Genomic DNA, 14,996 nt, shown 5'->3' with positions numbered 1-14,996 from the left:
AATTTAGGAAATAGATTTTTGTAACGAAGAGATTTATACTTTTTCTACTAAAAGTCAATAAAAATTTTTTATATTATATAAAATAAAAAAATATAGAAGGAGTATGTTATTGAATATTATAGTATTTTATAGAAGTAACGTAAGCAAAAAATACAATTTAAATTGCTAAGGTTGTATCCTAAAATTGGTAGTACTAAATAAGTATAGACATCGTCATTGCGAAGAGGCATTGTTACGTGGATACCAAATCGTCATGAGCTACGCGACTGCAAGGAGCGTGGCAATCCAGAAAAATAATAAAAAATGCTATAAGTTAGCATTTTTTACTGGATTGCTTCGTCAATTACTTCGTAATTTCCTCGCAATGACGGAAAAACTGATCCACGCGGGCAATGCCTTGCGAGGAGCATAGCGACGAAGCAATCTCCGGACACTTTCATGAGATTGCCACGCTCCTTTTAGTCGATCGCAATGACGGCAATAACGTTTTATTCACTCCCCTCTACTACCACTTCCTCTTCAAACTCGCCGTCTTCTTCATTATCATCAGAGCTTTCAGCAATTAGAGAAGCAGATACAACTTTTTCCCCGTCATCTAACCTAAATAAAGTGACACCACTAGTATTACGTCCTGTAATACGTACTGTTTCGAGTTTACAACGGATTAATTTACCGCTATTGGTGATAAGCATTAGCTCATCATCCATTTTAACAGGCATAACACCAACTACTAAACCGGTTTTGTCGTTAATATCCATATTGATTATACCGCTACCACCGCGGTCAGTAATCCTATAACCATAAGCCGAGCTTCTTTTACCAAAGCCGTTTTCGGTTACTGTTAAAATAAACTCTTCGGAATTTGCCATTTCTAAAATAGATTCAGCAGTCAAATCCACGCCTAATTCTTCAGAATTAAACTCTTCCCCTTTAGCGATCTCAAGTCTCTTCTCCCATGATACGGATAAATAAGCGTCTCGCTCCTCACGTGTAGCTTTGATACCTCTCAAGACAGTCATAGAAATCACTGAATCGTCTTCGGCAAGTCTCATACCACGCACTCCGTCGGAAGTACGGCTCTTAATCACACGCAACGACTCAACAGGGAATCTTAGAGCTTTACCCGATTTGGTTGCTAGTAAAATATGCTCATCCTCTTTACAAGGTTTTACATCTATTAACTTGTCATCTTCATCAAGCCTAATTGCAATCTTACCGTTTGACTGAATCTTTTTGAAATCTAATAAATCACTTCTTCTAATATTACCTTTAGCGGTCGCAAACATAATATTTAGATTATCCCACTCATCTTGATTTTCAGGCAGCGGCATAATATTGGTAATATGCTCATCACCTTTAAGCGGCAAGATATTAACCATAGGTCTACCTTTCCCTTGCGGATTACTTAAAGGAAGCTTATATAGCTTTAAGCTATAAACCTGCCCGATATTCGAGAAGAATAACATTGGCGTATGAGTACTACCAACAAAAACTTGCGTGGTAATATCCTCATCACGCATTGAAAGCCCTGACCTACCCTTACCACCTCGTTTTTGAGCTCTATAACTACTTAGAGGCACACGCTTTATATAACCGCCCAGCGTTACAGTTACTACCATTTCTTCACGCTGGATTAAATCTTCTATATCTTGGTCAAACTCACCAAATTCAATCGAGGTAAGACGAGGAGTTGCAAACTCTTCTTTAACCTTAATTAACTCTTCTTTTAAAATTTCAAGTAACCTCTCACGTGAACCTAAAATATTTAAATATTCAGTAATCTCAGTGGCAAGGTTCTTTAAATCTTCCTCTAACTTATTCTTTTCCATGGCGGTTAAGCGTTGCAATCTCATCTCTAAAATTGCCTTTGCTTGGGCTTCGGTAAAGCTACATTTACCCTCTTCATTCAACATTGCCTTATCATCAACTAACTTCACAAGCGGCAGAATATTTAACGCATCCCAACTGCGTGCCATTAATTCTTGCTTAGCAGCATTCGGATCGCTTGCAGCTTTTATAATACGGATTATTTCGTCGATATTGCTAACAGCGATAGTTAGCCCCAGTAAAATATGAGCTTTATCTCTTGCTTTATTAAGTAAATATATAGTGCGGTTAGTGATAACTACTTCCCTAAAGCTAACGAAAGCCGCTATTACTTCTTTTAAATTCATTACCTTAGGCAAGCCATCTTTTAGAGCAAGCATTATAACGCCAAAGCTAGTTTGAAGCTGCGTACAGGAATATATTTGGTTTAAAACTACTTCAGCTACAATATCTTTCTTCAGCTCAATATAAATTCTTATACCGTTTTTATTCGACTCATCACGTAAATCGCTTATACCCTCAATACGTTTTTCCTTAACCATTTCGGCAATCTTTTCAACAAGCCTTGCTTTATTTACCATGTAAGGTATTTCGGTAATAATAATTGCTTGACGTCCGTTACCTAAATTCTCAATCTCAGCTCGCCCTCTTATAGCGATGCTCCCCCTACCTGTTAAATAGGCTGATTTAATACCATTAACACCTAGAATGATCCCGCTTGTAGGGAAATCAGGACCTTTAACAACTTCTAAAAGGTCTAAAATTTCTATATCATTATTATCTACATATAAACAACAAGCATCGATAACTTCACCAAGATTATGAGGCGGAATATTAGTTGCCATACCAACCGCAATACCACCACTTCCGTTTACTAGTAAGTTCGGGAACATAGAAGGCAGCACTGAAGGCTCTTCTTCAGAACCATCATAGTTTGGGTTAAAGCTAACAGTTTCTTTATCAATATCCTCAATCAGTTTATGGGCTACTTTTGCCATACGTGATTCGGTATACCTCATTGCCGCCGCAGCGTCACCATCCAATGAGCCGAAATTACCCTGCCCATCAACAAGCGGTAGACGCAGCGAAAAATCTTGAGCCATACGCACTAACGAATCGTAAATAGCACTATCCCCGTGCGGATGGTATTTACCCATCACGTCACCGACTATTCTAGCGGATTTTCTGTAAGCTCTGTTTGCATGGTTGCCAGCTTCATGCATTGAGTAGATGATACGGCGATGTACCGGCTTTAAGCCATCTCGAACATCCGGTATTGCCCTACTTACTATGACGCTCATAGCATAGTCAAGATAAGATACTTTCATCTCATCTTCGATATTTACCGGTACTAAATTAGAAGAATTATTATTAGTCACGATTATATAGCCTTGAATTTAATGATTATATTAATTATAGAGGTATAATTTATTTCTTTCAAGGATACTCCGTAATTTTCTTACACTAACGGAAAAATCGATCCATACATGGAAACGCCAGTTTAGGATAAGAGTGTAAGGAATAAAGATAATAAAGCAGGGTATTTACAAGAGAGGAGTGTTGAGTTACATAGATTTTGAATCAAAAAAATATGCACTCAACAATGAAAAGATGTATCATAACTCTATTTTGTATAATAGATAATTATTGTAAAGTTTACGAAGAATGGGAAGAAAGCAAATTAATACCCAGCGTTAGGAAGCGTAGGAGATCAGGGAGTTTAAGGCTTTCAGAACTATATAACTATAGTATTATATTTTTATATATCTCCATGCAAAGATTTTAAGAATTATTATTTATATCATCTATCATGTAAATATAGAGGATATTTTAGTCTTCCTAGTTACAGTCGGATAATCCAGTTGTGGCCAAGATTAGTATTACCTTTAACTATAATGTTACAATTATTTACAGGAGATGAGACTGGTATATATTTTGTTGATTCAACCAAATTATCGATATGTCATGCAAAACGTACAAATAATAATAAAGTGTTTAGTGGCATTGCTAAAATAGGTATGAGTAGTTACGGATGGTTTATGGGATTTAAATTACATATTGTAATTAATAATAAAGGTCAGATTATGGCAATTAAAATAACAAAGGGTAATGCTAGTGATTTATCTGCTGTAGACTCAATTACCAAAGGATTATGGGGTAAATTATTTGGAGACAAGGCTTATATTTCTAAGGAAATGTCCGCTAAATTATTTAGTCGTGGGCTACGGTTATTTACTGGGATTCGCAAGGATATGAAAAATCATTTATTAGATATAGAAGATAAAATACTCTTAAAAAGCAGATCAATAATTGAATCAGTATTTAATGTACTAAAAAACAGCATGAACCTTGAACATTCAAGACATCGCTCCCCTATTAATTTCTTAGTTCATATACTTTCTTGCGTAAATGCTTTTAATTTCAATAAATCTAAAAAATTTCTAACACTACTTGCTTATCCTCAGACCTCCTTATCCTAAACTGGCGTATGGAAGTCTGTTTTCTAAAAGATGATATGGTAAAAGTTTCTCCTTTAGAGAAACTAAAGGAGAAACCATAACTACACTAATTTTATAATAAATTATCGATGGTTTTTATGGGAACTATGAGAACCATGACTACTGCCATGCCCCCCTCCTTTATGACCCATGGTAGAAGCAGCCTTACTTCGCTCTTCCGGAGAAGAATCCTTGCTACGCATTACTGCTGCTGCATGCGATAAATTATTATTGTGTTTTTCTTCATTTTTACTGTGATGATTGTTTTTATGAATGGTCATAATAACCTCCTTATGTTAAAAATATGTTGAACACTATTAGTAAGTTAACGTAAGCTGATAAACAACCTACAGCCACAAGATACTCCTCTAAAAAAATATGTCAAGCGTTTTAATTTATTATTTTTTACAAAAATTATAGACTTTAATTTTTATGATAAATTCTTAACTTAAAGTAACTTTAATTAAATATGATATTTATGCTGATGATAGATATTATTTGTGATAGTCATTCTGTCATCCCGTGGCTTGACCACGAGATCCAAAAAATAATAAAAAATACTAATTTTATTAGTATTTTTAACTGGATCCCGCTACAAGCTCGCGGGATGAGAACTGGAAAACTGATCTACGCAATAAAGCCGCAATGGAATGACAGTTGTTCTAGTGAATCCCACTACAAGTGAGCTAGATGACAGAAATAACGCTGTGATAACTAATATTCTAAGGCTTCTTCGTCAATGCATGTTCTAGTACCTGATCAATATTTGAAACAGGGATAATTTCTAGACTACTTTTTATATTCGGTGGTATGTCTTTCAAATCTTTGACATTTTCTTCCGGAATTAGTACTGTCTTAATCCCTCCCCTACTTGCTACTAGCAGCTTTTCCTTAAGACCGCCAATCGGTAGAACATTGCCTCGTAAAGTAACCTCACCGGTCATAGCAACAGTGCGGCGTACCGGTATTTTAGTCATCAACGAAACAATGGTGGTAAACAAAGCACAACCAGCAGACGGACCATCTTTTGGAATAGCACCAGCAGGAACGTGGATATGAACATCAAAATCTTTATAATCTTCATATTTTAAGCCGAAATCAGCCGCTCTACTTCTAAAACAGCTATATGCAGCCATTGCTGATTCTTTCATTACATCACCGAGTTTTCCGGTAGTTTTGATTTCACCTTTTCCCGGGAATGATAACGCTTCAATAGTTAAAAGCTCCCCACCTACCTCCGTATAAGCAAGCCCAGTAGTACTACCTATTTGATCATTTTTTTCAGCAAGACCAAAATTATATTTTTTAGCACCTAAAAACTCTTCTAGATTATTGCTATCTACAGAAATATGCTTAACTTTTTTATCAGCTAGAATTTGCTTTAATGCTTTTCTGGTTAATGCTCCTATTTCACGCTCTAATGACCTTACACCTGACTCTTTAGTATAATATCTAATTAAATCTAAAATAGCGTCATCGGAGATAGTAATCTCATCCTTTTTAATTTTATGCATCTTAAACTGCTTAGGAACTAAATAATTCTTAGCAATTTGAATTTTTTCTTCTTCTACATAACCGGAAATATCGATAATTTCCATTCTATCGATTAAAGCTCTAGGTAAATTATAAGAGTTAGCAGTCGCAATAAATATTACATTTGATAAATCATATTCCACTTCTAGATAATGATCGACAAAATGGCTATTTTGTTCAGGATCTAACACCTCAAGCAATGCTGATGCAGGATCACCTCTAAAGTCCGAACCCATTTTATCTATTTCATCAAGTAACATAACAGGGTTACTTGTCTTAACTTTCTTAAGCTGAGTAAGGATTTTACCAGGCATTGAGCCAAGATAAGTTTTTCTATGCCCTCTAATTTCAGCCTCATCTCGAACACCGCCTAAGGCAAATTTGGTATATTTTCTACCCATCCCCTCGGCAATAGATTTTATTAAAGATGTTTTACCAACGCCAGGAGGACCGATTAAGCATAATATAGGACCTCTAATTTTACTGGAACGCTGTAATACTGCTAAATATTCTATTATTCGCTCTTTAACTTTCTCTAGACCAAAATGATCACGATTTAGGATTTTTTCAGCTTGGTTAATATCAATTTTACTATTATCATATTTACCCCAAGGCAGGCTAAGTAACGTCTCAAGATAATTACGTGTTACTCCGGATTCTGCTGACATCTGGTTCATAGTGCGGAGTTTTTTAAGTTCTGCTTCAGCTTTTTCTCTAGCTTCTTTTGACAGTTTTGCAGCTTTAATTTTTTTATCAAATTCAGCAAGATCTGATTTATCTTCATCAAGCTCTTCCTGAATTGCTTTCATCTGCTCGTGCAAATAATAATCACGCTGGGTTTTCTCTATTTGCTTTTTCACCCTTTGTTGCAAAGCTTGTTCGGTTTCTGAATTAACTATATTGGATGTAAGGATGTTAATAATTGTACTGATACGCTTAAAAGGACTTATTTCCTCAAGTAAGCGTTGTTTTTCTTCAAGCGAAGTAATCAGATGTGAAGCTAAAATATTTATGATATTTATAAAATTAGTAGTCTCACTTATTTCTTTATTTATAGTTTCAATAATTTCTGCATTGATTTTTTTATCACTACCTGCATATTTAGCAAATAATTGCACAGCATTATCAACTAATGACCGCATATTATTAGCATCGAATATTTCTTCATCAGGGATAATTTCGTAATTTGCTTCGAATGCTTCATCACCTTTAATATTACTTATCTTTACTCTTGCTATCGCCTCCACTAAAATTTTTGCGGTAGTGTTAGGTAATTTTACTATTTGAATAACCTTAGCAAGTATACCAACATCGTAAAGCTCGTTTTTATTTGGGTTTTCTTGATCGAATTTTTTCTGCAATGTTACTAAAATGTACTTACTATTATCTTCTTCAAAAATTGTAGTATTAGAGAGAGCATGCAGGGATTTTTGCCTACCTACAAATACAGAAGCAATTACACCAGGAAATACTACTATATCTCGCAGTGCCATTAATGGCAGTGATTTTTTATTCATCAATTAAAACCTTTGAAATTTGACGGGTATTAATTATATAATATAGTATTAAGACTATTTCAAGCTACCATTATTATTTATGAATTTATTACTTCAAAATCCTAAAAATGTAGCAACTGCACATAACAGGATTAAACAATATCTGCATTTAACTCCTATGGTTCATTCCGAAAGCTTAAACGAGATGCTGGGACATGAGGTTTTTTTTAAGGTTGAATCACTGCAAAAAACTGGTGCATTTAAAGTAAGAGGCGTATTAAATCATTTATTAGAATTAAAAGAGCAAGAAAAACTACCTAAAAAAATAGTTGGTTATAGCACAGGTAATCATGGAATCGGACTTGCTTATGCCGGTAAGATACTTGGTATTAAAGCAAGAATTTATTTGCCGTTAAATACTTCTCGTGTAAAACAGCAAGCAGTAATTCATTATGGCGGGGAAGTTATATATACCGATACTCGGCAAGAAGCGGAAGAAAAAGCAAAACTAGACGAAATGCAAGGCTTTTACTATATGCACCCATCCGATAGCGATTCTACGATAGCGGGAGCTGGTACGTTATGTTATGAGGCTTTGCAACAGCTTGGATTTAGCCCTGATGCTATTTTTGCCTCTTGCGGTGGTGGCGGACTGATCTCAGGCTCCTACCTTGCAAAAGAATTAATATCACCAACTAGTTTATTGATAGGTTCAGAACCACTATCGGCTAATGATGCTTATTTATCAGTTAAGAATAATGATATATTTAGGTTTAAGGATTCACCTAGTACCATTGCAGACGGTCTTAAAACTCTTAGTGTTTCGGCTCGTACTTTTGAGTATTTAAAAAAACTTGATCATTTTTATTTAGCTGAAGAATATGAAATATATTATTGGACGGCTTGGCTTACCCATTTGCTGAAAGTAATATGCGAGCCATCAAGTAGTATAAATATGGCTTCAGTGGTAAACTGGTTAAAAACACAAACAACTCCTAAAAAGCTGCTTGTGCTAATATCCGGCGGTAATATCGACCCTATCCTTTATAATGAGTTGTGGAAAGAAGAATATTTAACCGTTCCGCCTAACATATCTGCTTAAAAATTTATTCATACAGTTTTTCCGGAAAACTAAAACAAGTAAGAAAGCACAAATTTTAGAAATTTCATATAGAAATGCGAAAATCCATCCTAACATCATAGCCTCACTTTTATCTACAGAATCATCTATCTCTAGCAGATATTTTTTGAATTCATCTGGATCTTTGAATTGCCTAAGATCAATTTGAAACATTGGATCAAATTGATCAGGATTTTTTTTAGCATTTTCTAATTGCTTATTCTGTTCTAACAAAACAAATTCTTCATATCGCTTATATGCGTCATTTTCTACACTTCCTCCGCCAATAGACATAACAAAAAATGTTAAAAATGTGACCAAATGACACAAAACTATTAGATATTTATTTTTAATAAAATGTCTTATTGTTAATATGATTAAAAATGTATAGATTGATATTAAAAATAACTCATAATTCGATTGTAAGAAATTGAACATAACTATGCTTTTTTGATTTCATAACTTTAAAATATAATTTTCATCTTTTACAAGCAATAAATTTTAATTAATTATTATTCTATCATGAATTCCAATTATACTAGTTTACAAAGCAATAATTTAACCTTAGCTTGGCTTAAGCTTGGTATAATATCTTTAGGGTTTGCTGGTTTATATTCGGTTGTTCTGGTAGTACTTCGCACGCCGCAACTTGCTAGCTTTTTTCCCAATCCTCATATTTTCAAATCTGCATTAATTATTCACGTTGATTTATCGGTATTAATTTGGCTACTATCTATTACAGCAAGTGTTTGGGGTAGTGAAACGTCATTGCGAGGAGCGAAGCGACGTGGCAATCTTGTCAAACATCCTGAGATTGCCACGCTCCTTTTAGTCGCTCGCAATGACACGTTCCGCCTCTATCCAAAACTCGCTTTTTTTGCTACCATCCTTATAGCCATTTCCCCTATAGCTGGACATAATCCGGTCATGAATAATTATATACCGATGCTTGAGAATATAATATTCGTCTTAGGTCTTAGCTTATTCGGTATTACTTTGCTATTATACGCTATAAATATTCTATATTTATTTGATTGGGCAAACTGGAGTAATTTAGTTAACTTCACTATTCTATCGACTATAATAATGTATATCTTGAGTTGGGTTTGTTTTTGGTGTTCTTATAGTGATTTACAAAATGTTATCCAAATTATTCCTATCGAAATAGAATTTTATTATGAGTTGCTTTTTTGGAGCGGCGGTCATTTATTGCAATTTATTTATACTCAAATAGCAATGTTTATTTGGATTATGTTATTTGAAAAGCTAATAGGCAAAGAATCAAAATTCCAAAAATTCTATCTATTCTTGCTATATTTAAATTTTGTTTTCAGTACTCTTATTATTTGGGGGCATATCTCTTACGATATTATCGATGGTAACTTTAAAGAATTTTATACCAACCATATGAAATATTTAGGCGGAATAGCACCTGTTTTGTGTGTAGGTGGTATAGTAGTTGAATCGTTATGTCACTGTAGCGTCATTGCGAGCGACTATAAGGAGCGTGGCAATCTCAGGGTGTTTGCTGAGATTGCTTCGTCAATTGCTTTGCAATTTCCTCGCAATGACAATATCATCAAATCCACCCTACTCTGCTCCATTACCCTATTCCTACTTGGTGGTTTGATAGCCATGAATATATCAGGCATAAATGTAGTGATCCCTGCACATTATCATGGCTCTATTGTGGGAATAAGTATTGCGTGCATGGGGTATTGTTATTTGGGTGTTAAGCGTCATTGCGAGGAGCGTAGCGACGAAGCAATCTTGTCAAGTATCCTGAGATTGCTTCGTCGATTTTTTAAATCTCCTCGCAATGACAATATTATGAACTTTACACTCTACCTACTCACTTTTGGGCAAATCCTGCATATACTCGGGCTTGCTTTTGCCGGTGGTTATGGCGTTATGCGTAAAGATCCTAATACTGTAATGCCGTTATCTGCTAAGCTACTAATGGGTATGATGGGCGGCGGCGGGCTTATTGCTATAGTAGGTGGCTTGATGTTTGTGTTTATTTGTGGTAAAACAATTTTTTTGAAAAATAAACAAAATTATGACGATTAAAAAACCGACAAAAGAAGAAGCAAAAGAAGCAGTAAGAACATTACTAAGATTTATCGGTGAGGATCCCAATCGTGAAGGATTATTTAAAACTCCCGATAGAGTAATCAAAAGTTATGAAGAAATATTTTCAGGATATGACAAAAATATTGAGGAAATATTAGAAACAAAATTTAGTGATACCGGTAATTTTCAAGATTTTATCTCATTAGAGGGCATAAAATTTACCTCTTTTTGTGAACATCATATGTTACCTTTTAGCGGTACAGTACATATAGCTTATATTCCAGATAATTGTATTGTTGGCATAAGTAAGCTTGCTAGAATAGTAAATGCTTTTGCTAAGAGATTACAAATTCAAGAAAAAATGACAGTACAAATAGCTGAAAGCGTACAGGAAAATTTAAAGCCACTTGGCGTTGCAGTTAAAATATCAGCTTTACATAGCTGTATGTCAATGCGTGGTGTAATGCAAGATAACAGCATCATGAACACTATGCATTATACGGGAATATTCGCCGAACAGCAAAAATATCGTCATGAATTCTTAAACCTTACTTCGAAAAAATAATATGTTACTATCCAAATATTTCTTACCTGTTTTAAAAGAAGACCCAAGTGAAGCCCAAATAACTTCTCATAAGCTAATGCTTAGAAGTGGAATGATTAGGCAGCAAGCCGCAGGTATTTATAGCTGGTTACCACTCGGCTTAAAAGTACTTAAAAATATTGAGAATATTGTACGCTCAAATATGGATAAAGCAGGATGTCTAGAAGTCTTAATGCCTTGCATTCAATCGGCTCATTTATGGGTAGAATCCGGACGCTTTGACAATTACGGCAAAGAGATGCTAAAGTTTCAAGATCGTCATGATAATACTTTGTTATTTGGTCCAACTAACGAAGATATGGTTACGGATATTTTTCGTAATAATATTAAATCATATAAAGATTTGCCAAAAAATCTTTACCATATTCAATGGAAGTTTCGTGATGAAATTAGACCACGCTTTGGTGTTATGAGAGGTCGAGAATTTCTCATGAAAGATGCTTATTCTTTTGATATTGATGAAGAAAGTGCAGTTAAGACTTACAATCAGATGTATAAGGCTTATATTAATACTTTCAGAGATTTAGGCGTATTCGCTATTCCGGTTATTGCCGATAATGGTCCGATAGGCGGAAAATTAAGCCATGAGTTTCATATTATTGCCGAAACCGGTGAAAGTACTATTTATTATGATAAAAGATTTAAGACGCTGAAAGATAATATAGATATTGATATTGAAGAAATAAAAAGCTGGTATGCAGCTGCTGAAGAGAAACACGATGCAAGTAAATTATCTTCTGATAAAGAAATAACTAGTAGCAAAGGTATAGAAGTTGGGCATATTTTCTATATTGGCACAAAATACTCCGTTAACATGAATGCCCTTATTAATGATGAGCATGGCAAATTAACACCGATAGAAATGAGTTCATACGGCATAGGTATTTCAAGGCTAGTTGCAGCTATCATAGAAGCAAATAGTGATGCAAAAGGTATTATATGGCCTACCGCTGTTGCACCTTTTAAAATTTCATTAATCAACTTAAATATTCATGATAGCAAATGCTTAGAGCTTGCAGAAAGAGTTTATAATGAGCTACTTACTCAAAATATTGAGGTGTTATACGATGACACTGACGTAAGAGCCGGAAGTAAATTTGCAACGCACGATCTTATCGGCTCACCTTACCAAATAATAATTGGTCCTAAAAAAGCTGCAAATAATATTGTCGAACTTAAAAACCGCAAAAGTGGTGAAATAGAAGATATTGATTTAAATAAAAGAACTTTAAACTCATACTTAACTTTTTTTAACTACTAAATAAAATTCTTTATTGACTTTTATATAAAACAGTATAGCCTTTTTTACAATTTATTTTGTAGGAAAATTATGCTGGGTTACGCAAAAGAACAAACAACTTTGACCAGAGAGCAAAAAGAAGCTGCTGGTATTTTATCTACTGCCACCTTTTTAGAATATTTTGACTTAATGCTATATGTTCATTTAGCAGTATTATTAAATGAACTATTTTTCCCTAAATATGAGCCTAGTGTTACTTCTCTTCTATCTGCTTTTACTTTTTGCTCTACCTTTATATTTAGACCATTAGGAGCATATATCTTCGGAAGAATTGGTGATAAATTAGGTAGAAAGTCTACTGTTATTATGACAACTACCTTAATGGCTTTATCATGTGTAGTGATGGCTAATGCTCCTACTTACGAGCAAATAGGTTATTTCGCTGCTGTACTAATCACAGTTTGCCATGCAGTCCAAGGTATGGCATCCGTAGGCGAGATAGTAGGTGCAGAGCTGTATTTAACTGAAATTACAAAGCCACCTGTTCAATATCCTTTAGTTTCTTTTATTGCTGTAGCGTCAGTAATTGGAACTACAGCAGCACTTGCTGTAGCTTCTTTAGTTACCACACATGGATTGAATTGGCGTATTGCTTTTTGGATAGGTGCAGCTATCGCAGTCATAGGTGGTTATGCTAGAACCAAGCTTAGAGAAACACCTGACTTTGTAGATGCAAGTGCTAGACTTTTACGAAGATATGAAAAGATCAATTTAGACACAAAAGAACTAAAACATGATGAAATTTTTAATCAAAAACCTAGTAGAAAGACAATAATATATTTCTTTATAATGAGCTGTGCCTGGCCTATATGTTTCTATTATATATTACTTGCGGTGAAGTATTAAAGAACTCATTTGGATATAGTGCTTCTCAGGTGATCCATCATAATTTTATTATCTCAATGTTTCATTTGGCTACTTTATCTTTTATATGTTTCTTAAGTTATAAAATATATCCTTTAAAAATTCTTAGAGTAAAATTAGTATTATTATTTATATTTATTTTATCTTCCCCATATCTTTTAGGAAATGTGACTACACCTATACAACTTCTTTTAATTCAAATATGCATAATATCATGCTCTTTTGATACTGTTCCGGCGGTTTCTATATTCTTTAGACATTTTCCAGTTTTTAAACGCTTTACCTATAGCAGCATGATATATGCTATTTCTAGAGCTTTAATGTATGTAATTACTTCATTCGGGATTATATATCTAACTAAATATTTTGGTCAGTATGGGTTATTTATTGTTATGGTACCATTACTTGTGACTTGTATGTTTGGTCTTAATCATTTTCAGAAATTGGAAAAGAAAGCTGGTTATTTGTAAATTACAATTTATAATTATTTAGAAATTTATCACATATATTACTGAACTTTTCTTCAATTTCATAACATTCTAAATGTATAGCAGAAAGTAAAAATTTCTTTAGCGTTTCTTTAATTATCTTATAGGCTTTTTCAGGGGACTTAGATTCTAAGGTTTGTATGTTATGAATACGATCAAATAGTTTTATAAGTACAGTGTCATATCTTTTTTGTTTGATGAGTAAATTAAGGCTTTCTTCGGCACTTATTTTTCCAGTAGGTTTAACTCTGGTTAGACCTTCTACATGCCTTGCAACTTCTGTACCAAAAATCTTGGTAATCATTTCTTCAGTAAGTTCCGTATCTTCAATAGTATCATGAAGCAATGCTGCTTGTAACATAATAGCATTGTAAAGCTTTGGAGCATCATACGCTACAAACTCTGCAAGCATTATAGTTACTTCAATAGGATGGGAATAGTACGGGTCACCTGATTGATGCATTTGCAAACCATGATATTTACGAGCGTAATAAATACCTTTTTTGACTTCATCAAGATCTATAGGGTTTTTTACTTTGGCGTTTAAATCCTCAATTTTATCAAGAAGTTTTTTAGCATATTCACAAATTTTAAATTTTTCTTTCCAGCAGTTTAAATCTTCCATAAAAATTATTTATACAGTAATATTAATTGTTCCAAAAATAAATTCACATTTTCTAGGTTAGCAAATAGTCCTCTAGGGCAAGCCCTAGAGGACTCGAACCTAAAGTTTGTTAATAGAATTAAGGACTGTTTCTAAGATCATACTAGCTGCTACTGCGTCATCATTATTATTACGCTCTTTTCGTTTAATACCGAATGATTTTAGAAAATTGTTTGCGGCTTTTGTAGTGAGTCGTTCGTCTTGTAGATATATAGGCAAATTTATAGATTTTGTCAATTCTTCGGCAAATTTTATTACTATAGCTGATTGCTCTGTCTGCATTCCGCTCATATCAATCGGCAAGCCTATTACAATACCGCAAGCTTTATATTGTTCAATTTTCTCAAGTAAAGAAGCTATGATCGCTTTTTTACTTGCTTCAGTGATAATATTTAGCGGCATGGCTATATTACGTTCTTGATTAGATATAGCAACACCTATTTTTTTGCTGCCGTAATCAATAGAGATAAGAGGTGCATTCGGTAATAAAAGCCGATAAAATTCTTGAAGATTATTTATGATCATGATA

General features: G+C 34.1%; 10 protein-coding genes and 3 pseudogenes. 7 read left to right on the top strand and 6 right to left on the bottom strand.

From position 1 onward, the window contains the following. Positions 1-488: 488 nt before the first annotated feature. On the bottom strand, positions 489-3,206 hold the full coding sequence (gene gyrA / locus AAGD54_RS03325) for a DNA topoisomerase (ATP-hydrolyzing) subunit A (RefSeq protein ID WP_341794998.1): 2,718 nt from the start codon (positions 3,204-3,206) through the stop codon (positions 489-491). A 360-nt stretch (positions 3,207-3,566) separates the two neighbouring features. Here gyrA and AAGD54_RS03320 point away from each other — a divergent pair, with 360 nt between their 5' ends. Continuing rightward, positions 3,567-4,307 carry an IS982 family transposase gene (locus tag AAGD54_RS03320; protein WP_341795150.1) on the top strand — a complete coding sequence of 247 codons (741 nt, stop codon included), beginning with the start codon at positions 3,567-3,569 and terminating at the stop codon, positions 4,305-4,307. Positions 4,308-4,408: 101 nt separating this feature from the next. Here the strand turns inward: AAGD54_RS03320 and AAGD54_RS03315 are convergent, their stop codons facing one another. Both AAGD54_RS03315 and lon read right to left on the bottom strand, forming a co-directional pair. Next, the gene (locus AAGD54_RS03315; RefSeq protein WP_341788166.1) at positions 4,409-4,606 is read right to left on the bottom strand and encodes a hypothetical protein; all 198 of its coding nucleotides are present in this window, start codon (positions 4,604-4,606) and stop codon (positions 4,409-4,411) included. A gap of 441 nt (positions 4,607-5,047) precedes the next feature. Continuing rightward, on the bottom strand, positions 5,048-7,375 hold the full coding sequence (lon, locus tag AAGD54_RS03310) for an endopeptidase La (RefSeq protein ID WP_341794997.1): 2,328 nt from the start codon (positions 7,373-7,375) through the stop codon (positions 5,048-5,050). Between the two features lie 79 nt (positions 7,376-7,454). Between lon and AAGD54_RS03305 the strand changes: the two genes are divergently transcribed. After that, positions 7,455-8,456 (top strand): serine/threonine dehydratase, encoded by a 1,002-nt coding sequence (locus AAGD54_RS03305; protein ID WP_341788168.1) that lies wholly within the window; start codon positions 7,455-7,457, stop codon positions 8,454-8,456. On the opposite strand, the gene AAGD54_RS03300 is transcribed toward AAGD54_RS03305, so the two are convergent. Then, positions 8,427-8,795 (bottom strand): hypothetical protein, encoded by a 369-nt coding sequence (locus AAGD54_RS03300; RefSeq protein WP_341794996.1) that lies wholly within the window; start codon positions 8,793-8,795, stop codon positions 8,427-8,429. The two genes, AAGD54_RS03305 and AAGD54_RS03300, sit on opposite strands and share 30 nt — an antisense overlap. A 201-nt stretch (positions 8,796-8,996) precedes the next feature. Here AAGD54_RS03300 and AAGD54_RS09450 point away from each other — a divergent pair. From AAGD54_RS09450 to AAGD54_RS03280, 5 genes and pseudogenes are all read left to right on the top strand, one after another. After that, a pseudogene (locus tag AAGD54_RS09450) lies at positions 8,997-9,945 on the top strand (hypothetical protein); the annotation flags it as partial. Between the two features lie 314 nt (positions 9,946-10,259). Then, positions 10,260-10,544 (top strand): annotated as a pseudogene (locus tag AAGD54_RS09445) (hypothetical protein); the annotation flags it as partial. Beyond that, positions 10,534-11,112, top strand: coding sequence for a GTP cyclohydrolase I FolE (gene folE, locus AAGD54_RS03290; protein WP_341788171.1), 579 nt, complete (start codon positions 10,534-10,536; stop codon positions 11,110-11,112). The pseudogene AAGD54_RS09445 and the gene folE, both read left to right, overlap by 11 nt. Before the next feature lies 1 nt (position 11,113). Continuing rightward, entirely contained in the window at positions 11,114-12,412 is a 1,299-nt protein-coding gene (proS, locus tag AAGD54_RS03285; RefSeq protein WP_341794994.1) for a proline--tRNA ligase, read from the top strand. 69 nt (positions 12,413-12,481) lie between these two features. Then, a pseudogene (locus AAGD54_RS03280) lies at positions 12,482-13,785 on the top strand (MFS transporter). Between the two features lies 1 nt (position 13,786). Here AAGD54_RS03280 and AAGD54_RS03275 read toward each other — a convergent pair. Together AAGD54_RS03275 and ruvX are read right to left on the bottom strand one after the other, a co-directional pair. Further along, entirely contained in the window at positions 13,787-14,428 is a 642-nt protein-coding gene (locus tag AAGD54_RS03275; RefSeq protein ID WP_341794993.1) for an HD domain-containing protein, read from the bottom strand. A gap of 99 nt (positions 14,429-14,527) precedes the next feature. After that, entirely contained in the window at positions 14,528-14,992 is a 465-nt protein-coding gene (gene ruvX / locus AAGD54_RS03270; protein WP_341795169.1) for a Holliday junction resolvase RuvX, read from the bottom strand. Between the last annotated feature and the right edge of the window lie 4 nt (positions 14,993-14,996).

Source organism: Rickettsia endosymbiont of Rhinocyllus conicus (genome assembly GCF_964026465.1).
Taxonomy (GTDB): Bacteria; Pseudomonadota; Alphaproteobacteria; order Rickettsiales; family Rickettsiaceae; genus Rickettsia.
Note: the sequence above shows the minus strand (reverse complement) of the source record. Positions and strands in the feature narration are given on the sequence as shown.

Bases quoted from the DNA above. Each gene is read 5' to 3' on its own strand.
- lon (WP_341794997.1), bottom strand. From the start codon at position 7,375: ATGAATAAAAAATCACTGCCATTAATGGCACTGCGAGATATAGTAGTA.
- folE (WP_341788171.1), top strand. From the start codon at position 10,534: ATGACGATTAAAAAACCGACAAAAGAAGAAGCAAAAGAAGCAGTAAGA.
- AAGD54_RS03305 (WP_341788168.1), top strand. From the start codon at position 7,455: ATGAATTTATTACTTCAAAATCCTAAAAATGTAGCAACTGCACATAAC.
- proS (WP_341794994.1), top strand. From the start codon at position 11,114: ATGTTACTATCCAAATATTTCTTACCTGTTTTAAAAGAAGACCCAAGT.
- AAGD54_RS03315 (WP_341788166.1), bottom strand. From the start codon at position 4,606: ATGACCATTCATAAAAACAATCATCACAGTAAAAATGAAGAAAAACAC.
- AAGD54_RS03275 (WP_341794993.1), bottom strand. From the start codon at position 14,428: ATGGAAGATTTAAACTGCTGGAAAGAAAAATTTAAAATTTGTGAATAT.
- ruvX (WP_341795169.1), bottom strand. From the start codon at position 14,992: ATGATCATAAATAATCTTCAAGAATTTTATCGGCTTTTATTACCGAAT.